Genomic DNA, 19,766 nt, shown 5'->3' on the forward strand with positions numbered 1-19,766 from the left:
TGGTCGGGGTTTCAGTCTCGATCGTATGAGTTCCACATCTCAAATGGAAATGCTATAGCAGTGTGAAATGATGAGTGAAAATTTGAGCGGCTCAAAGCCCCCAGGATTGGGGGTTTGGGGGCCAGAAGATTTTCAAATGACTCCTGATCGCTATATAGCAGCGTGAAATGATTCGTGAAAAATTGATCGACTCAAAGCCCCCAGTATTGGGGGTTTGGGGGCCAGAAGATTTTCAAATGACTCCTGATCGCTATATATATTAAAGATCTCCATTAATATGAATCACCAATTCCCGCTGATGTCCGCGGCTGCGGTGCTCCCACAGGTAGAGCCCCTGCCAGGTGCCCAGAACCAGGCGGCCCTGGGAAATGGGGATCTGTTCCGAAGTCTTGGTCAAAACGGTGCGGATGTGGGCCGGCATATCGTCCGGGCCCTCGGTGCTGTGGATGTAGTGGGGGCCTTCGGGCACCAATTTGGAGAGGAAATTTTCCAGGTCTTCGAGAACGTCCGGGTCGGCATTTTCTTGGATAATCAGGCTGGCGGACGTGTGCCGCAAAAAGACCGTGCAGAGTCCGATTTGGACCCCCGACTCGGCGACGGCATCCTGGACGTGGCGGGTAATTTTAGCCAGGGATTTGCCCTGGGTTTTAACGGAAATGAATTTTTGATAGTGTCCCATGCGATCGCTCCGATGGTCGTCGGTGGAGAGCGGAAACGCCACGATGGTGACGGGCGAGACACGCTCCAACGGTGGTGTGTTAACCTTTAACTTATATTACGGTCCATCTCCGAGCCCTATCGAGTCCGTCGAGCGATCGCGATCGCGATCGCGATGAAAAATGAAAAACTGCAAGCTGACCCCACCCTACTCCGAGAGCCGGCATTCGAGATGATTGGGCTAGAGTGAGGGGCATCTGTCAGGGACAACCCTACTGATCGAGAGTGTTTCAGTCGATGTTTCCTCCAACCCCGCTAGATTCAAACAATTTGCTGGCCATCAGCCTCAGCTTCGGTGCCATTTTCAGTGTCGCCGCCAGTTGGAGTTGGATGAAATGGCGAAAAATTCCCCCCCTCGCGCGCCCCGACTTTCGCAATCGCGCCGACTCGTTGCTCCAACAGATGGGGTGCGTCGTCATCGGGCTCTGTGCAGAGGGCAAAATTCAGGAGTGGAACCGGGCGGCCCGGGAGCTTTTGGGCCATTCCCGGGAAGAAGTCCGCGATCGCGACTTTTGGACTTTGTGCGTGCCGGAATCCCGGCGGGAAACGGTGAAAGCCCTGTACGGCAAGGCGATCGCCTGCCTCGCCCCCGTCCGCGTCCACCACGTCCTCCTCACCTCGGACGGACGGGAACGGCAAGTTCAATTCCAAATCGTCCCCTGGCGCAACCGCCGCGGCGAAATTATCGGCATCATCGCCACCGGGGAAGCAGTGGCCTGCAGCCCGGACGGTTCCGGCCAGACCGAACTCGAATGCGAACGGCTGCAGCAACTCATCTCCCACCTCCCCCTCCCCGTCGCGATGTTCGACACCCAAATGCGGTACCTCGCCCACTCCACGGGGTGGATCGATTTCTGCCAGCCAAAAACCGCCAATCTGATCGGCGCGAGTCACTACGAGATCTTTCCCGACATCAAGCCGGAGTGGAAATTGGTTCACCAACGGGCACTGCGGGGGGAAACCATCTCGACGTTGGAGGATTGCTGGGTTCGGGAAAATCAGTCGCCGACCTACCACGGTTGGGCGATCGGACCCTGGTATCGCCACTCCGGAGAAATTGGCGGGGCCATCCTCGCCCTGATCCCCCTCAACCACCTGGTGGAGTCCCGCGACGCCGCCCTGCGATCGGTGCAGTTCAAATCGCGATTTTTGGCCCAGATGAGCCACGAGATCCGCACCCCCATGAATGGCGTGTTGGGGATGGTGGAACTGTTGCTCAAAACCGACCTCACCCCCCAGCAGCGGGACTACACCGGCACCATTTACCGCAGCGCCCGACACCTGCTGACCGTGATCAACGAAATCCTCGACCTGTCCAAACTCGAAGCCGGGGAGGCCCACCTGGAGGAACGGGACTTCGACCTGCACAACTGCATCGAAACGGTCGTCGATCTCCTCGCCGTCAAGGCGGAAGACAAACAACTCGAACTGGTCGTCCTCATCGATCGCAACCTGCCCCGACAACTGCGGGGCGACGGGATGCGCCTGCAACAGGTGCTCATCAACTTGGTCAACAACGCCATCAAATTCACCGAATCCGGCCACATCGTCATCCGGGCGACCCGCGACGGCAGGGAACCCCAGAAAACCGGCATCCGCTTTTCCGTGGAAGATACGGGGATCGGCATTTCCCCCGAACTGCAACAAAAACTGTTCGAGCCCTTCGCCCAGGCGAGTTCGAGCACCAACCGCCAGTACGGGGGTACGGGGTTGGGACTCTCCATCTGCAAGCACCTCATCGATCTGATGGGCGGCCAGATCGGGCTCGAAAGCCGGGAGGGGTGCGGCTCGACGTTCTGGTTCACCGCCGGTTTCGCGCCGCCGGAGTCTGAATGCGCGATCGCCGTCCCCGAACAATTGCGAAATTTGAAATTGCTGGTGGTCGATCGCAGCCCCCTGGTGCGGGAGTCCGTCCGCCGCATCGCCGAGGAGTGGGGCATCCGGGTGGAAGAGGCCGACACGGCCGAACTCGCCCGCACTTCATGGCAACAGTGCCGGGTTCGCGGTCGTCCCTACCACCTGATTTTGATCGACTTGCACTTGCTCAACCGGGAGGGGGCGCAGTTGGTCCGCCAACTCTACCGGGAGTCCAAACCCTCACTCACCGGGCTGATTTTGATGAGCGGCATCAACCAGCGCAACCGCGCCGAACAGGTTCTGAATTTGGGAAATTTCAGCTATCTGATCAAGCCGGTGGCGCCCCTGCGGTTGTTGCAGAGTTTGGCCGTCGCCCTCAAATTGGAGATGCCGGAGATGCCCGATCCCACCGACGGCTTGGAAAATTATTGGTCGGCGCGATCGCGGGATTTCTCCCCACCCGAATCGTCTTTCCCGGATTCCGAAACCCCAGCGGGGGAAACGCCATCGAACCCCGTCAAAATCCTCCTGGCTGAGGATGATGTCGTCAACCAAGAGGTGATTGTGAGCCAACTCCGGCAACTCGGCTATGCGGCGGATGCGGTGGGGGACGGACAGTCGGCCCTCGACCGTTTGCAACGGCAAGACTACGACATCATTTTGATGGACTGCCAGATGCCGATTTTGGACGGCTACGAAACGACGGCTAAAATTCGCGATCGCACCGGCCCCAAACCCCCCCCGGCGATCGTCGCCCTCACCGCCAGCGCCATGCCCTCCGACCGCCAGCGCTGTCTGAAAGCGGGGATGGACGACTACCTCAGCAAACCCATCGATCTGAGAGCCCTCGGCAGCGTGATCCGGCGCTGGAGTTCCGTCGGGGGCGATCGCAGCCCGGAACCCCCCGTTCCATCCTCCGATTTCCCCGCCGAACCGGAAATCCCCCTCGATCTCGATCGCCTCGAACAGTTATTTCATGGAAAACTGAACCTGCAATATCGCCTGTTGTCCATGTTCATCCAGCAGGGACAAGAACGCATCGACGCGATCGCACAAGCCGTCCGCACCGAAGATTTCACCCAGATCAAACAGCAAGCCCACGCCCTGAAAGGATCGGCCGCCAACGCCGCCGTCCTGCACATTCCCGCGATCGCCAAACAACTCGAAACCCTCGCCCTCCAACAAAACCTCCAAGACGCAAAACCCCTCGTCGAACAACTCCAAAACCACCTCGATCGCCTCCAAGCCTTCGTCGAAGAAAAAATGGTCCCCCAAAGCCAAAGCTAGAAGGAGGCGACCGGAAGCGACCGGAGGCGACCGGAAGCGACCGGAAGCGGAGGGAGCGGAGTAAGTCTCTGTCTTCTTATTGCCTATTGCCTACTCCCTACTCCCTACACCCTACACCCTACACCCTACACCCTAAATTTTAACTCCCCGAATCGAACAATCCAACAATTCCATCGGGTGCATCAGGGGAACTTCTTTCTCCTGCAATTTCAGATGTTTTTTAATCTGCAAAGAACACCCCGGATTCGCAGAAGCGATCAAAGTCGCCCCCGTATTCAGCAAATTTTCGACCTTCTGTTCTCCCAACTCGTCCGCCACTTCCGGTTGCAGCATATTGTAAACCCCAGCACTGCCGCAACACAGCGCCGCGTCCACCGGTTCCCGCAATTTGACCCCCGGAATTTGTTTCAACACTTCCCGAGGTTGGCTGCTGATTTTTTGTCCGTGCAACAGGTGGCAGGCATCCTGATAAACCAACGTCAAATCCTCCCCATCAACCAACGGCGACAATTCCGCCGTCAGTCCGACTTCCGCCAAAAATTCCTGGGCGTCCCGCACTTTTGCCGCGAATTCTGCCGCCTTTTCCCGGTATTCCGGAACGTCTTTCATGATGTGGCCGTATTCTTTTAAAGTGTGTCCGCAACCCGCCGCATTGATGATAATCGCATCCACGCCAGTTCCTTCAAAACTGTCGATCATTTGCTTAATTAAAGCGTGGGATTGTTCCGTCTGTCCCTGGTGTTCCGGCAGGGCGGCACAGCAACCCTGGGATTTGGGAATTACCACTTCGCAGCCGTTCGCCGTCAGCACCCGCACCGTCGCCTCATTCACCGGGGAGAAAAAGAGTCGCTGGACGCAACCCAAAATCACCCCCACCCGGTAGCGTTTCTCGCCTTTGGCGGGAATGACAGTCGGCATATTATCCCGAAATGCGGCATCGGAAATTTCCGGCAGGATCGATTCCATCGCCGCCAGCCGTGGGAAGATTTTCGGCAGTAATCCCGTCGATCGCACCACGTTTTGTAACCCTAATTTCTGATAAATATACAGGGGAAATAACAGCGGACGCAGGCGGTTCGGATAGGGAAATAAACTGAAAATTAGGGTGCGGATAATGCGATCGCTCAAATTCCTGGGAACATTCCGTTCTACCTGGGGGCGGGTTGCCGCGATCAATTGATCATACTGCACCCCGGAAGGGCAGGTGGTGACGCAGGCAAGACACCCCAAACAACTGTCAAAATGTTGGGCGGTGGCGGGGGTTAACGGCGCCTCTCCTTTATTAATCGCATCCATTAGATAAATGCGACCCCGGGGAGAATCCATTTCTTTGCCAATCACCCGATAACTCGGGCAGGTGGCCAGACAAAACCCGCAGTGCACGCAGGTATTAATCAAATCGGGAGGGGGCGGATTATTGTCATCGAAACCCGGAAATTCTTCGGAGGGTTGCAGGTGGGGATTTTGCCCCAAAAAATTGCTGTCTTTTGCCGGAATGGCTTCGGAGGTTTTGTCGAACGTTTGCATATTAAAAAATGAAAGTCCTGCAAAATTATCGTTGTTAAAAATTGGAATTAAATTCCATCCACAAATCGATGATTGTTCAAAAGTCCTTCGGGGTCGAATTGTTGTTTGATGCGGCGCATCAGATCCGAGGCATTCCCGGTATATCCCCAAACGTCGATCTGCTGTTTGAGGTCGGCGGGGGCCTCCAAAATCGACAGGAAACCGCCATTTTTGCCGCACCACTGACGCAGGGTTCGCAACCGTTCCGGGGTAGCCGTCTCGAACCGCACCACACCCAAACCGCTGCCCCCGTGAATCATGGCGGGGGTTCGGCACTGACTCAGGGTTGCCACCGCCGTCGTCGGGGTTACTCCTATTTTGCCGATCATTCTCTGTTCAGGGGAACCGTTCCACATTTGTTGCTTTAATTGCCCCCATAAGTCCGCCTCATTTTCCCCGAGGCGGTGTCCTTGCAATGTCAATTTTTCCCCCACTTCCAAGAGGCGATCGCACTGCTGCCGGACGCTTTCGGGAATGCTCTGGAACCGCACCGCCAACCCCATCTGATTGCCGAGAGCGGCGATTTCCATCAACTCAGGGGAGAGCAAATCGACGGCGATCGGTGTCAGGGCCGATGATAGCAGAGTTTGGGCCGCCGCGGCGATCGCATCCGGATTTCCCGATAGCAGGACAGTATCCGAGGCATCCTGGCGGGGGTACAGCCGCAGGGTAACTTGAGTAATGATCCCCAACGTCCCGTAAGAGCCCGTCAGCAACTTCATCAAGTCGTAACCGGCGACATTTTTAACCACCCGTCCCCCGGCTTTGGTGATTTTGCCGTCGGACCGGACGAAGGAAATCCCCAGCAGCAGATCGCGGACCCCCCGATATCGGTGTCGCAGGGAACCGCTGTCCCCCGTGGCGACGATGCCACCGATGGTGGCGGTGTCGGGGTAGGTGGGGTCAAATCCGAGGAATTGTCCCTGTGCTCCGAGAATGTCCCGCAATTCCCGCAGCGTCATCCCCGCTTCCACTGTCGCCGTCAAATCTCCGACGGCGTGTTCGATTAAGCGGTTCATCCGGCGGGTGCTCATGGCGATGCGCGGACCGGCGATCGGATTTCCCCAGGACAGCTTGCTGCCGTTCCCGAAGGGCAAAATTCCCAACCCAGTTGCCGCGGCGTAGGCGACGAAAGCCGCCAATTCCGCCGGGGTTTCGGGGTAGATGACGCCTTCGATTTGGGAGTCGGGGGTGACGGAACGGGTGATGCGGTTTTGGATTTCCGGTTCCAGATCGTCCCACCTCCGCAGGCGATTGCTCCCGGCGATTTTGCCGATTTCCTCCCAATTCAGGGGTTCGGATGTCTGGGATAATTCGCGACTGGCTGTAGACATCGCACTCAATAGTTGTTGCAATTTTTTTATTATATAAGACTTGTTGACATCCGACCCCGTCAAGCTGATGCCAGAACGGGGGATTCCCAGAACGGCGATCGGATTCGGGCATCGATCGCTCGACTATCCTCTGTCAAACGGTTCGGGGGGGTTTCATGGGGGGAATCGCGATCGCACCCTTGTGATTTCTCGGTCAATCTCCGCCCGGGGTCTATTTCGGAATTTTGATTTCAATATAACGCCCGGTTCGGCCTGTGAGGGGGCGTCGGAGGTTGGGGGTTAAGTTTTCTGAAAAAATCGGTCAGGGGAAAAATGATCGTGTTAGATTCTAGTAAAAAACGATGTGGAGTCAGTTACTTAAAAATAACGATGATCGTAATTCGCTGGATCGATACACTGATGAAATCTCTCAAAATGCTTTTAAAATCCATCGGGGAATTATTCGGGCCTTGTATGGTTTCTTTGGGAGCATTTCTGATTTTCTCGAGCGTCGAGCAAACCAAAGAAGTGTATCGTGTTATTATTGCGGATTCACTCCTGCATCAGGCTATTTTATCCGCATTTCTCGTCCATATTTTGGCTTCATCTATCTGGTACTCTGCCTACCTGCTGTATTCGACCCCACCCGAGTCAAACTGGCAATCCTCGCAACAGCAAGAAGTCAATAAAATTCTGTCCCTAGTGATTGGATATCTGCCAATATTGGGTTTTTCATTGGGCATACTTTCGGCTGGCAAAAATCTCGAAAATGCGAATTTTATTTTTAGTTATGCCGGCAATATTACGTTTTTGTTTTTATTCAATGCCCTCGAAATAACCGGCTTTTATAAAGCCTATCGTTTGACTCCGCTTCCGGTCGAAAGAATTAAAATTCTATTTGTCAATGTTGTCTCCGGAGCTTTCAGTTTAATTTCCTTGCCTTTGATCGCTCAAACATCCAGTTCCGCCTGGGGAGTGGTCGGTATTATTATTTTACAACTCTCACTTTATTTGCTGCTCTATTGTTCTTTTTATGATTCGGATAAGGACAAAGAAAATATTCAAAAAAATGCCCTCAAATATGCGTTACTATTTCCCGGGATTTACGTCGGATTAGCTTCCCATGTATTTCCCCCGAGTTTCTCTATACTTATCCCCGTTGTGATCGGGCCAATTAGCCTGGTTGCTATCTCATTTACAATTCTTGTTGTCGGCATCTCTATCCTGCAAAAAGTGGGCGACAAAAATGATTTTTCTGCTGTCATTTTCTTGATTTGTTTACTCATTTTTAACGGCGTTACAAACATCAATGATAACCATAAATTCAGATACATAAAACCTTCTATAGATAACTTTAAATCGGAACTACCGAGCTTGAATCAATGCTTTAAAGAATGGTTGGATAGCCGTCCAGACCGCGATCAATACCGGCCTGAAAAACCCTATCCTGTCTATATTATATCGGCGCAAGGTGGCGGGATTTATGCCGCCTATCATTCGGCGATGACTTTCGCAAAATTGACCGATGAAATTCCCGACTTTCCCCAGCATATTTTTGCCATCAGTGGCGTTTCCGGTGGCAGCTTGGGAGCGTCAGTCTTTGCCAGTCTTTTAAAAAACAGTGGCGAGGGACTTCCGGGGTCGATCAGTTATTCCGAACAAGCCAAAAATATCTTGAATCAAGATTTCCTTTCTCCTTTACTTTCCCTCGGTTTATTCCCCGATCTGTTCCAAAGGTTTATCCCCTTTCCTATCAATGAATGGGATCGGGCTAGGGGACTAGAATTTGCCTTTGAAAATTCCTGGGAGCGACTGGCGATCGAAAATCATGAAAATCCGTTCAGACAATCGTTTTACAAGCATTGGAAGCCCGAAGATACTTCGCCGGCTTTAGTCCTCAACACGACCGTCGTCGAAACGGGTGAGCGCTTGTTAATCAGTCCCTTTACAATGTCATCAGATCGACCAGTAAATCCAACAAAAAATAATTCCGAATTTCCAGTAATTCTTCGTGACACGGACTTGAGATTGAGTACGGCAGTGGGCCTGAGCGCCAGATTTCCTTATATCACTCCTGTCGGTTGGTATCGACCGGGCGACGATCGCGGTAGAATACATCTGGCAGACGGGGGTTATTTTGATAATTCTGGCATTTCCACAGCTCTAGATATTGGCCGATTATTACAGCAAATAGACGGGCAAGATAATCGATTCAAGATCATCTACATCGCGCTGGTAAATGCGCCCAAAAATCGTTCTTTAAATGAGCGCAGCGATTTGGTTTTTAATGAAATTTTTTCGCCGATCCGAGCCCTATTTCGTGCCCGCGAAGCTCGCGGCCGCAATATCGTCAATTTGTCAACCTATGCCCTGGATGAGGAGCGATTGAGAATCCTCAGACTGCGGACCGTCGGCAATGGTTTCAAACTCCCCGTCGGCTGGTTTCTCTCTCGCAATTCGCAAAATTTTATTGACGATCAAATCCTCGCATCAATCTCCTGCGACGAAGAAAGTGTCGGGCGGGATAACAGTTGCATAGTCAAGTCAATTCGGGAAGATTTGACGTAAGGGTGTAGGGTGTAGGGTGTAGGGTGTAGGGAGGAAAGAAAAATTTCTGACTCCTGACTCCTCACTTCTACCTTCTCCGGGAACCGATCGCGCGACTGAGGTGCGACGGTCAATTCTCGATCGCCCCGAAAAGGTCAATCCATCAATAATTGTCAATTATCAATTGTCAATGAATAATAGATCCTCGAACGCGACTTTTGAAAAACCATGAAACTAAGCTTTTGCGCGATCGCGAAAAATGAGGCGGACAATCTGCCCGACTGCCTGAACAGCGTCCGGGAGGTGGCGGAAGAGTTGGTGGTGGTGGATACCGGATCGACGGACGGAACGCCGGAGATCGCCGAAAAATTGGGGGCGAAGGTGTACGAATTCCCCTGGTGCGACGACTTCGCCGCCGCCCGGAATGCGTCGCTAAAATATGTCACCGGGGATTGGGTTTTGGTACTCGATGCGGACGAACGGTTGGTTCCCGATATTATCCCCCAAATTCGGAGAGCCACTGGACTCGAAGATCATTTATTGATTAATTTGGTGCGGCAGGAAATTGGGGCGGTGCTCTCCCCCTATTCCCTGGTGTCGCGGCTGTTCCGAAACCATCCCGATCTCTATTTTTCCCGTCCCTATCATGCCTTGGTGGACGACAGCGTTGCGGAAATTTTGCGGCGGGAGCCCCACTGGCGGATCGGTTCAATCTCGGAAATTGCGATCGCCCACGAGGGATACAGTGCAGATGCGATCGCGGGACGGAACAAGCGAGAAACCGCCAAAACCTCGATGGAGAAGTATTTGCGGCAACATCCCGGCGATCCCTACGCGGCGAGTAAATTGGGGGCGTTGTACGTGGAAATGGGGGATATGGAAGGCGGAATTCGACTGCTGAAAGGGGGACTCGAACAAAAAAGTCAAATCGACCCGGGAATTTTGTACGAACTGCATTATCATTTGGGCATCGCCTACCGAAAAAAGGGATTCGCCAAACTGGCCGAACGCCACTACCGGGAGGCGATCGCGGCGGAAGTGCTCCCCCAACTGAAATTGGGCGCCTATAACAATTTGGGAAACCTGCTGAAAGCCAAAGGGGATCTCGCCGGCGCCCGGACCGCCTACGAAACCGCCGTGAACATCGACCCCAATTTTGGCCTCGGCCACAATAATCTGGGGATGGTGCTGCGGGCGATGGGAAATTCTCGGGGTGCGATCGCCTCCTACCGACGGGCGATCGGGCTCAATCCCAATTATGCCGAAGCTTACCAAAATTTGGGAGCCGCCCTGCTGGGCATCGGCAACCTCCCCGAGAGTCTGGATGCCTTCCGAAAGGCGATCGCACTTTACGAAAAAACGAACCCCGCCGAGGGTTCGCGCCTGCGGCGGGGGTTGTCGGAGATGGGGTTGCCCATTTAAACCCTGCGATCTTGGGGAATTTGATACTACAATGCAGCAACAATTCAGCTATGCTGTTTTGTCGAACTTAATTGAGGAGTCTTGCAATAGTGCGACCCGTTAGCCCGAAACCGGGGAATTTCTCCTCGGGGGAAGGGCTGCAAGGTTTGGCGAAGCGCCCGGACAATTTGAGGACGTGGGGAAAATTGACAATTGACAATTCATTCCCCCCCTTCACCCTTTGTATCGGACGCGGCGTCAATTTCAACCTTGACAACTGAAACTCGCTTGTTGGTGCGGAAAAATCGAGTCATTTCGACTTTGAACCCTTCCAAGTCCAACCCTCCAGGTGCCGGAGTGAAAGCACTTCCCCACGGTAGCGACTGGCCCTCAATCCGTGAAGCGGGAAGGAAAGGTGGGATGCCTGCGAGCCCGATGCGGGCGCTTCCGCCGAGTAGCTGGCTACGGGCAGGGAAACCGAACTTCCGTCAGAACTACCGTCAGACTCGACTTGCGAAAGGGCTGTGACGCAAGGGTGCAATTGGCACTCGGGGCGAGACGACGTTGTTGTTGCCGACGTCAAAGGTAATCTCACTTTGTGGGATAACCCGGCACTCACAACGCCCCCGGTAGAAAGGAAGGCCCTAAGGTCAGGAACCAAAGTGAGTTTCGGAACGGGATAACCTCCGAGGCGCTCTCGGTTTCTGCGATGCGATCGCACGATGCCGAGCAGTCAGCCAAGACGCAAATTCTGGACTATCCAGGCGTCTCGGAGGCGGGATCGTGTCAGAAGCCAAGGCCCCGACCACAAATCGGGGATATGCAGACGGACACGCGGAATCTCAACTGGTAGAGGATGTCAATTGCGGTGAATAAGACTAAAGCCCGTCCGAATCGGACGAGGATGGTATGCACGGACGAAAACCTTGCGGGCGCCAACCTTGCGCCCCTACGGCGTCGTTTGTGGAAGCTGCAACAGCGAATCTACCGGGCCTCGAAACGGGGTGATGTGAAGGCGGTTCGCCGACTCCAAAAGACTTTGATCCGGTCCGCAACGGCGCGATATCTCGCTTCGCGGGTGATCGTCGCGGCCGACGGACCCACTCAACCGATCCGAGAGTGTTTGATGAGCTGGGCGATCGAGCCAGAAAGTCGGGCTCTGTCGGAGCGGGATGACGGGATCGTGAAGGCCGAGCGATCGCTTTCGGGGGCGGTACGGACGATCGCCCGAACCCTGGAAGATGAACCCCAATTTGTCGGGGTGGCGGATCTCAAATTCGCCACTCAACCGGGGAATTTTGCGCGGGGACTGACCTCGCTGCCCCGAAAGCTGAAATTGACCCCAAAAGCGATCGCGGCGCCTCTGGTGGCTTTATTGGATGCGATCGCCAATGCTCAATTGGCCGATCGCTTGCAAGCTGAACTCGGGTCTGAGGTGGATCGAATGCCCAGGGTGATCCGGTGGGGAACACATCTGGCGATTGTGCACCGCGATCGCGCGGTGGTTGAAGCCTGTCAGGAGGCGATCGCTCGGTGGTTGAAGCAACGGCAACTGCCATCCGGGGTGAATTGTCAAATCACCCACAGCGTCGATGCCGTCGGTGGGCAACGGCCGGGGTTCGAGGTGTCGGAATTTCACGTCCGGCAGTTTCCCCGGGGAAATGGATACCGGACGGCGATCGCGCCGAGTCGGGATTCTGTCGCCCGACACTATCGGGAATTGGCCGCGATCGTCGAATCCCACAAAGCCGGCACCCAAGCCGATCTGATTCTCTCCCTCAACCGGGCCATCCGCGCCTGGGGCGATCGGTTCAGAATCGCCAATTGCCGGAGTCATCACACCCGCCTGGATTGGTTGCTCGACACCAAGCTCAAAGCCTGGGCGAAACGCCGCCACCCCAACAAACCCGCCGACTATCGACGGCGAAAATACTGGCAAACGACGCCGGATGATCGCCATCAATTCGGGTGCTTCCAAAACGGAAAATGGGCCGGTTTGTTGAAACACGGAGTTTAGGGAGTCGGGAGTCGGGAGTCGGGAATAGGGAATAGGGAATTTTTCACTTTTCACTTTCCCCACACCCCACACCCGTTGCCCTGAGCGCAGTCGAAGGGAGCGCAGTCGAAGGGCCACACCCCACACCCCAATTCGAGGTCACATTGAGATTCTGAGGAGCCGTGTGAGGTGAAAGTCTCACGCACGGTTCTGGAGACGAGTGGGCCGGGTGACTGGCTCGCTTAGTTTAACTGGGTGATAAGCGCGTACCGATCGGAATCGTCGGAGCATCGGGCTACGGCGGCGTGCAACTGGTGCGACTGTTACAGGATCATCCGCAGGTGGAAATTGTCTATTTGGGAGGAGAAAGTAGCGCCGGAAAACCGTTTTGTAGTTTGTATCCTCACCTGGGACACCGGGTGGAACTGACCGTCGAGGCGATCGACTTGGACAAAATCGCCGATCGCTGCGAGGTGGTGTTTTTGTCCCTCCCCAACGGTCTGGCCTGCGATATGGCACCGAAGTTGTTGTCCAAGGGATGTTACGTTCTGGACCTATCGGCGGATTATCGGTTTTCCAACTTGGAAACCTATACGAAGTGGTACGGAAAAGAGAGATCGGGCGATCGCGAGGTGGCGAGTACGGCCGTTTACGGCCTGCCGGAACTGTACCGCGATCGCATCGCCAATGCCCGGTTGGTGGGCTGTCCGGGGTGCTATGTGACAGCGAGTTTGCTGGCCCTGTCCCCCTTGCTCAAGCAGGGGCTGATCGTGCCGGACAGCGCCATCATCGACGCCAAGTCGGGGGCCTCCGGCGGCGGTCGGCAGGCGAAAACCAATATGTTGTTGGCGGAGGCGGACGGTTCGGTTTCGGCCTACGGCATCGGCGGACACCACCGCCACACCCCGGAAATCGAGCAAATTTGCGGCGACCTGGCCGGACATGACGTGAAGGTGCAGTTCACCCCCCACCTGATGCCGATGGTGCGGGGCATTTTGGCGACGGTTTACGCCAACCTGCGCGATCCGGGACTGGTGCGGGAAGATCTGCTGACGATTTACAAGGCGTTTTACCGCAATTCCCCCTGGGTGAAGATTTTGCCGGGGGGGACGTTCCCCCAGAGCAAGTGGGCCTGTGGTACGAATTTGTGCTATATCGGCATCGAGGTAGACCAGCGCACCGATCGCGCGATCGTGATTTCGAGCATCGACAATCTGATCAAAGGTCAGGCTGGTCAGGGCGTCCAGTGCATGAACATCATGATGGGGTGGGAGGAAACCCTGGGACTGCCCCAGTTGAGTTTTTATCCTTAAAAATTGGGGTGTGGGGTGTGGGGTGTGGGGTGTGGGGAAAGTGAAAAGTGAAAAATTCCCTATTCCCTATTCCCGACTCCCTACTCCCTACTCCCTACTCCCTATTCCCTATTCCCTATTCCCGACTCCCTCCTTTCCCCCAAACTAACCGGCGTGGCGGGTCAGCAGGACGGGGCAACCCGCGTAGACGCGCACATAGTCGGACAGGGAGTTTCCGAGCAGGCGATCAAGATCGACGAAGCTCTTGGCGACGGTGGGGCGGCGATCGGGGGAACCCAAGATCAGCAGGTCGGCGTTGACCTCTTCCGCGATGCGGCAAATTTCCGGGCCGGGTTTTCCGGTTCCGGTGACGCAGCGGTAGCTGATACCCATCTGCTTGGCCTGGGCGATCGCGGGGGCAAAGGTGGGGTCATTTTCGGCGTTGGCGGTGTAGTCCTCCGCCGATTTCCCGCTCAGATCCTTGTTGACGTGGGTGAGGATCAGTTGTCCCCCCTGGGCTTCCTTCGTCAACGCCAGGGCCATCTGTAGGGCTTCTTGAGCTTCCGGAGAGCCGTCGAAGGCGACCGCAATCCGGCGCAGTTTTTTGACGTAAATATCATCTTTCACCAGCAGCATGGGGCGGGAGGTGAGTTGGAACACATACTGGCTGACGGAATTTTCCAAAATCGCCTGTAGGCGCCCGAGGCCCCGCGATCCCATGATGATCAGGTCGGCGTCTTCTTCGTCGGCCACCTGACAGACGATATCTTTGGGGTCGCCCTGTTTGAGTCTGGGATTGACCTTGCTGGGGTCGAGTTTGATCGACTTCACGGCTTCGGCCAGGATTTTGCCCCCTTCTTCGAGCTTGTCCGACATCGCGTCGGCAGTGATTTGGGTGGGGACGACGTGCAGGACGGTGACGGAAGCCTTTTGGAGGGAGGGCAAGTCCATCAACATATTCAGCATCTCTTCGCAGAGTCCCCGGCCGGCAACGGCAACTAAAATTTTTTGGATCATAGGTTTTTCCCGAAATTCAAAGCGAGCGTTTTGATCAGGTGTTCAGTTTCGATCCGATGATGAAGAGTCCCGCGGCCCGAGTCCGGTCAATCGGGATGGATCGCCTTCCGGAAGGGTGAAAGGCCGAACCCGGATTCGGCACCGATCCCGTTCCTCGGATGAAAGAAGCAGTCCGGCGAGACTCCCGGGCTTCCCCCACCTCGACTGCGCGTCCTTCGGTGGCGGGCGAGTCTTCTTGACGGAATTGCATGAGACACCGAAGCTATAACTTCAGGATAAAGCTGATGACTGGCTGATAATTTGTAGAAATGTAGCGTTTTGGAAAGAATTGTAAAGTGTCTGGATCGGAACAGTCCGCTTCAAAATGGTTCGAGTACCGGGTCGAGGTGTTTCCCCACCACACGGATTATGCGGGGGTGGTGTGGCACGGGAGTTATGTGGGTTGGATGGAGGAGGCCCGGGTTTTGGCCCTGCGATCGGCCGGCCTCGGGTATGAGGAATTAGTGGCGTCGGGGTTCGAGTTGCCGGTGGTGGAGTTGGCGGTCCGCTACCACCAGTTCGCTCACATGGGCGATCGCATCGTTATCAAACACCGCGTCGCCGGACTCGAGGGCGTCCGCATCCCCTGGGAATACGAGATCGGGTCGGCCGACGGCGGGCGGCGGTTCGCCAGCGCCCGGGCCACGTTGGTGTTGGTGGACCGCCAAACGGGGAAGATCCGGCGGCGTCGGCCCCCAATTTGGGAGGATGCGATCGCCCAACTCCTCGCCCCCGTCCCCGAGATTTAATCCGGGGGCACTTCCGGCAGTGTCACCGGCAATTCCACCCGAAATTCCGTCCCCTCCCCTGGTGTCGAATGGAAGGTCAACTGGCCGCCGTGCTTTTGAACGACAATTTGATAGCTGGTGGAGAGTCCCAACCCGATCCCCTTGCCCACGGGTTTGGTCGTGAAGAAAGGGTCGAATAAACGGGATGTGAACGCTTCCGGAATCCCCACGCCGTTGTCCCGGACTCGGATCGCGACCCATTCCGGATTCACCCGTTCGGTGGCGATCCAAATAGTGGGATTTCCGGAAGCGCCGGGGCGTTCTCGGTGCGCCGCCTTCAACGCATCGATCGCGTTATTGATCAAATGCATGAACACCTGATTGATTTGACTGGCGTAGCCGGTGACTTTGGGCAAATCTTGATAATTTTTGACGATTTGAATGGGGGGACTGTTTTCGGCTTCCGACAGGCGAGGTTTGATTAAAAATAACACGCTATCGAGACTTTCGTTGAGATTGACCGATTTGATTTCCGCTTCGTTGAGGCGCGAGAAAATTCGCAGTGCCAGCATGACGGTCGAAATTCGTTCGACCCCCGTTTTCATCGATTCCATCAATTTGCGGACATCTTCCATGACAAAATCGAGGTCGATTTTGTCAATTTTGTTCGCGATTTTTTCGGAAGGTTGGGGATATTCTTCTCGGTACAAATCGACCAGTTCCATTAGATCTCGGATGTATTCGGAGGCGGGCTCCAAATTGCCGGAAATAAAATTGATCGGATTGTTGATTTCGTGAAACATACCGGCGACAAATTGACTCAATCCGAGCATTTTTTGCTTCTGCACGAGTTGGGCTTGGGTGCGTTGTAATTCCCGCGTCGTTTGTTTGAGCCGCCGATTTTGCTGCAAAATATTTTGCTGTAGCTGCCGGATCTGAAGTTGATTTTTAATGCGGGCAATGACTTCCTCAAATTCAAAGGGTTTGGTGATGTAGTCGGCGCCGCCCACTTGAAACGCTTTCACCTTGTCTTCGACCTGGCCGATCGCGCTGATGAAAATAATCGGAATGTCTCGGGTTTCGGGATTCTGTTTGAGAATTTCGCACACCTGATAACCATTCATCTCCGGCATATTGATGTCGAGCAAAATGAGGTCGGGGGTGAGAGTATTCACGGCGGTCAGAGCCATCTTGCCGCTGATCGCCTTGCGGACACTGAACCCAAAATCGGCCAACATCGTTGACAAAAGCTTGAGATTTTCCGGGACATCATCGACGACCAAAAGATCGGCTTCGCGTAAAATAATATTGTCGGAATCCATCTGATTAAAGACAAAATGAGCGTTGGCAACGGTCATTCGATAATTGCTTAAAAATTTTTCAAACCGGCAGTGGGGTTTCAATTGTCAAACCGAAATCGATCCCAATATACAGTCGCATACAGTTCCGCATAATACGAATACACCCGATTCCAAGATAACATAGTTTTTTCACGGGCTGTTTTCTGTCTATTTTGTCACTCGGATGGGGCGGTCGTCGGCTCGGCTGGCGGGGGGCGGCGATCGCGGCGGGTCGCCCGTCCCGCTCGACTTACCAGGTCGGGCGAGATTCAATTAGTTTCAATAACTGCCGTTCTTTCAGGGGTTTAGCGAACAGATAACCTTGGGCGAATTCGCAGTCAAACCGTCTCAAACTCGACAGTTGCTGCTCGGTTTCCACCCCCTCGGCGATCACCCCCATTGCCATCGTCTTGGCGATATTCACGATCACCGGAACCAGGCCGAATTGGCCGCGGGTTTCATCCATCCGCTGGACGAAAGATTGGTCGATTTTCAAGGTGTCAACTTGGAAAGAGTGCAGGTAGCTCAAAGAGGAATATCCGGTGCCGAAATCGTCGATACTGAGCTGAATGTTTTGTCGCCTCAGACTGTCCAGGATGGCGGTGGCGGTTTTGGGATTGTCCATGATGGCGCTTTCCGTAATCTCCAGTTTTAAGCACTGGGGATCGAGTTGAGTTTGGAGCAAAACTTGTTCGATCTGCTCGATCAAATCGAGTTGGGCGAACTGTCGCGCCGAGACGTTGACGCTCACGAATAACGATTCATCGACGAGTTTTTGTTGCTGCCAATATCGCAGGCGATCGCAGGCGGTTCGGAACACCCAATTGCCGATCGGCGTAATTAAGCCGGTTTCCTCGGCGACGGGAATGAAGAGTCCAGGGGAAATCAGCCCTCGGCGGGGATGATGCCAGCGGACGAGGGCTTCAAACCCGGCAATTTGACCGGTTTTGAGAGATATAATAGGCTGGTAGTAGACGATAAATTCTTCCTGTTGGATCGCCCGTCGCAGGTCATTTTCAATTTGCAGGGTTTGGGAAACCTTATCATGCATACTGGGGTCAAAGATGTGATATTGACCTTTTCCCAAATCTTTCGCCCGATACATGGCCGTATCCGCATCTCGGAGCAAATGTTCCGGCTTTTCGTAGCCCAAATAGGAGAGGGCGATGCCGATGCTGGCGTTGATAAAAACTTCCTGATGTCGGAGGTTGAACGGGTGGGAAAAAACGTCGAGAACCCTTTCCGCCATGGCGATCGCCTGGTCGCGTCCGTCGATGTCCGTCACCAAAATTGCAAATTCATCCCCTCCGAGGCGGGCGAGGGTATCTCCGGATTTGAGCAGGGATTGCAGGCGTTGAGAAATGGCGACCAACAGTTCGTCCCCGACGGAATGGCCGAGGGATTCGTTGACCATTTTAAAGCGATCGCAGTCCAGAAACAGCACGACAAACTGACGGTTCGGTTGCGGTGCGGCGGTTCCGTTTCCATTCCCCGCCGTCCCCCGGATCGCGCGTTCAAGGTATTGAAGAAACAGCGCCCGGTTAGGCAAATTCGTCAGGTCGTCGCGAAAAGCCATCTCGCGCAGTTTGGCGTTGGCGACTTCCAATTCTTGCGTCCGCTGTTTCACCCGTGCTTCCAATTCGGCATTGAGCAGGCGCAATTTTTTTTCGGCTTTCCGAATCGTCAGTTGGTTCCGAACCCGGGCTAAAACTTCTTGAAATTGAAACGGCTTTGTGATGTAGTCCACTCCGCCGGCTTGGAAGGCTTTTACTTTATCGAATACGTCGTCTAAAGCACTCAGAAAAATCACGGGAATTTCCGCCGTTTTCCGTTCGGATTTCAGTTGGGCGCAGACGGAATAGCCGTCCATATCCGGCATCATGATGTCGAGCAAAATCAGATCCGGCAACAGGGTTTGCGCGGCTTCTAGCGCGGTTTTCCCGTCGTTAGCTTCGCGAACCCGATACCCTCTTTTGAGCAAAATTCGAGACAGTAGATGCAAATTTCCTGGCGTGTCGTCAACGATCAGGATGTCGGTATTTTCGTTCTCGTCTGGTCGGTCATCATTCATCATCGGTCTTAACCTATTGAGCTGGGCGACCCGGGAAAGTTGCAGGGCTCGCGATCGCGCTCTAAACATTTTTTACATCGGGCTGGAAATCGGAGAGAGTGCGGCACCGGAGGGTTGGCCGAGAGGCAAGTTTCAAAACATCCCTCGTTCCCGGAAATTGACCCCGGAACCTTCGACGGACATCCGCCGATGGCAAAGTCATGGGAATTGCCAAGGCTGCCGGGGCGGTCATGGAGCCAGTCATCGTAACTACGAACATTGTAATCGGGAGAGTTGCGGTTTTCAGCAAAAACGCCAGATCTCCGGAGTCAATCGGGCGGGCGGTTTCCGCTGCGAACCGCCGTCCGACCCGGAAGACCTCTAATTTGAGACAGCCTCCAGTTCGATGGTCGCCACAACCTGCCCGTGGTCGGACTTCCAGGGGGGGATGGCTTCGTCGCCGAGGGTTTCGTCGATGTGGTCGTTCAAAATCGAGTCGAGATATCCCAGGTATCGCGATCGCCCATTAACGGTTTCGTTGGCCCGCGGCAGGCTACGGAAACGGAGAGCCAACCTGGAAACCCCCATTCTCGGTGATTCCGATTCGCGATTCCCT

Annotated in this window: 13 protein-coding genes; 6 read left to right on the plus strand and 7 right to left on the minus strand. The window is 54.6% G+C overall.

Annotated features, from left to right (window positions below):
* Positions 1 to 259: 259 nt before the first annotated feature.
* Positions 260 to 679: a secondary thiamine-phosphate synthase enzyme YjbQ gene (locus AC0QHF_RS20895; protein WP_324706201.1), complete on the minus strand. Its 420-nt coding sequence runs from the start codon at positions 677 to 679 to the stop codon at positions 260 to 262.
* Positions 680 to 954: 275 nt separating this feature from the next.
* Between AC0QHF_RS20895 and AC0QHF_RS20900 the strand changes: the two genes are divergently transcribed.
* Positions 955 to 3,861, plus strand: coding sequence for a response regulator (locus tag AC0QHF_RS20900; RefSeq protein WP_324706172.1), 2,907 nt, complete (start codon positions 955 to 957; stop codon positions 3,859 to 3,861).
* Positions 3,862 to 3,993: 132 nt separating this feature from the next.
* Here AC0QHF_RS20900 and AC0QHF_RS20905 read toward each other — a convergent pair whose 3' ends face one another.
* Positions 3,994 to 5,388, minus strand: coding sequence for a (Fe-S)-binding protein (locus AC0QHF_RS20905; RefSeq protein WP_324706173.1), 1,395 nt, complete (start codon positions 5,386 to 5,388; stop codon positions 3,994 to 3,996).
* 47 nt (positions 5,389 to 5,435) lie between these two features.
* Positions 5,436 to 6,761 carry an FAD-binding oxidoreductase gene (locus tag AC0QHF_RS20910; RefSeq protein WP_324706174.1) on the minus strand — a complete coding sequence of 442 codons (1,326 nt, stop codon included), beginning with the start codon at positions 6,759 to 6,761 and terminating at the stop codon, positions 5,436 to 5,438.
* Positions 6,762 to 7,130: 369 nt separating this feature from the next.
* Between AC0QHF_RS20910 and AC0QHF_RS20915 the strand changes: the two genes are divergently transcribed.
* The 4 genes from AC0QHF_RS20915 (at position 7,131) to argC (ending at position 13,997) form a co-directional block, all read left to right on the plus strand.
* Complete coding sequence (locus AC0QHF_RS20915) at positions 7,131 to 9,308, plus strand: patatin-like phospholipase domain-containing protein (protein WP_324706175.1); 2,178 nt, start codon at positions 7,131 to 7,133, stop codon at positions 9,306 to 9,308.
* 207 nt (positions 9,309 to 9,515) lie between these two features.
* Positions 9,516 to 10,709, plus strand: coding sequence for a glycosyltransferase (locus tag AC0QHF_RS20920; protein WP_324706176.1), 1,194 nt, complete (start codon positions 9,516 to 9,518; stop codon positions 10,707 to 10,709).
* Between the two features lie 847 nt (positions 10,710 to 11,556).
* The gene (locus AC0QHF_RS20925) at positions 11,557 to 12,705 is read left to right on the plus strand and encodes a reverse transcriptase N-terminal domain-containing protein (protein WP_324706177.1); all 1,149 of its coding nucleotides are present in this window, start codon (positions 11,557 to 11,559) and stop codon (positions 12,703 to 12,705) included.
* 230 nt (positions 12,706 to 12,935) lie between these two features.
* Positions 12,936 to 13,997 (plus strand): N-acetyl-gamma-glutamyl-phosphate reductase, encoded by a 1,062-nt coding sequence (argC, locus tag AC0QHF_RS20930; RefSeq protein WP_324706202.1) that lies wholly within the window; start codon positions 12,936 to 12,938, stop codon positions 13,995 to 13,997.
* 144 nt (positions 13,998 to 14,141) lie between these two features.
* Here the strand turns inward: argC and AC0QHF_RS20935 are convergent, their stop codons facing one another.
* Positions 14,142 to 14,993, minus strand: coding sequence for a universal stress protein (locus AC0QHF_RS20935; RefSeq protein ID WP_324706178.1), 852 nt, complete (start codon positions 14,991 to 14,993; stop codon positions 14,142 to 14,144).
* A gap of 335 nt (positions 14,994 to 15,328) precedes the next feature.
* Here AC0QHF_RS20935 and AC0QHF_RS20940 point away from each other — a divergent pair, with 335 nt between their 5' ends.
* The gene (locus AC0QHF_RS20940) at positions 15,329 to 15,781 is read left to right on the plus strand and encodes an acyl-CoA thioesterase (RefSeq protein ID WP_324706179.1); all 453 of its coding nucleotides are present in this window, start codon (positions 15,329 to 15,331) and stop codon (positions 15,779 to 15,781) included.
* On the opposite strand, the gene AC0QHF_RS20945 is transcribed toward AC0QHF_RS20940, so the two are convergent.
* The 3 genes from AC0QHF_RS20945 to AC0QHF_RS20955 form a co-directional block, all read right to left on the minus strand.
* Entirely contained in the window at positions 15,778 to 17,118 is a 1,341-nt protein-coding gene (locus AC0QHF_RS20945; RefSeq protein WP_324706180.1) for a sensor histidine kinase, read from the minus strand. The genes AC0QHF_RS20940 and AC0QHF_RS20945 overlap by 4 nt on opposite strands.
* A 232-nt stretch (positions 17,119 to 17,350) precedes the next feature.
* Complete coding sequence (locus tag AC0QHF_RS20950; protein WP_324706203.1) at positions 17,351 to 19,171, minus strand: two-component system response regulator; 1,821 nt, start codon at positions 19,169 to 19,171, stop codon at positions 17,351 to 17,353.
* Positions 19,172 to 19,531: 360 nt separating this feature from the next.
* A complete protein-coding gene (locus AC0QHF_RS20955; protein ID WP_324706181.1) occupies positions 19,532 to 19,738 on the minus strand; it encodes a hypothetical protein in 207 nt (68 codons plus the stop codon).
* Positions 19,739 to 19,766 lie beyond the last annotated feature (28 nt).

This window comes from Lyngbya sp. CCY1209, assembly GCF_055795065.1.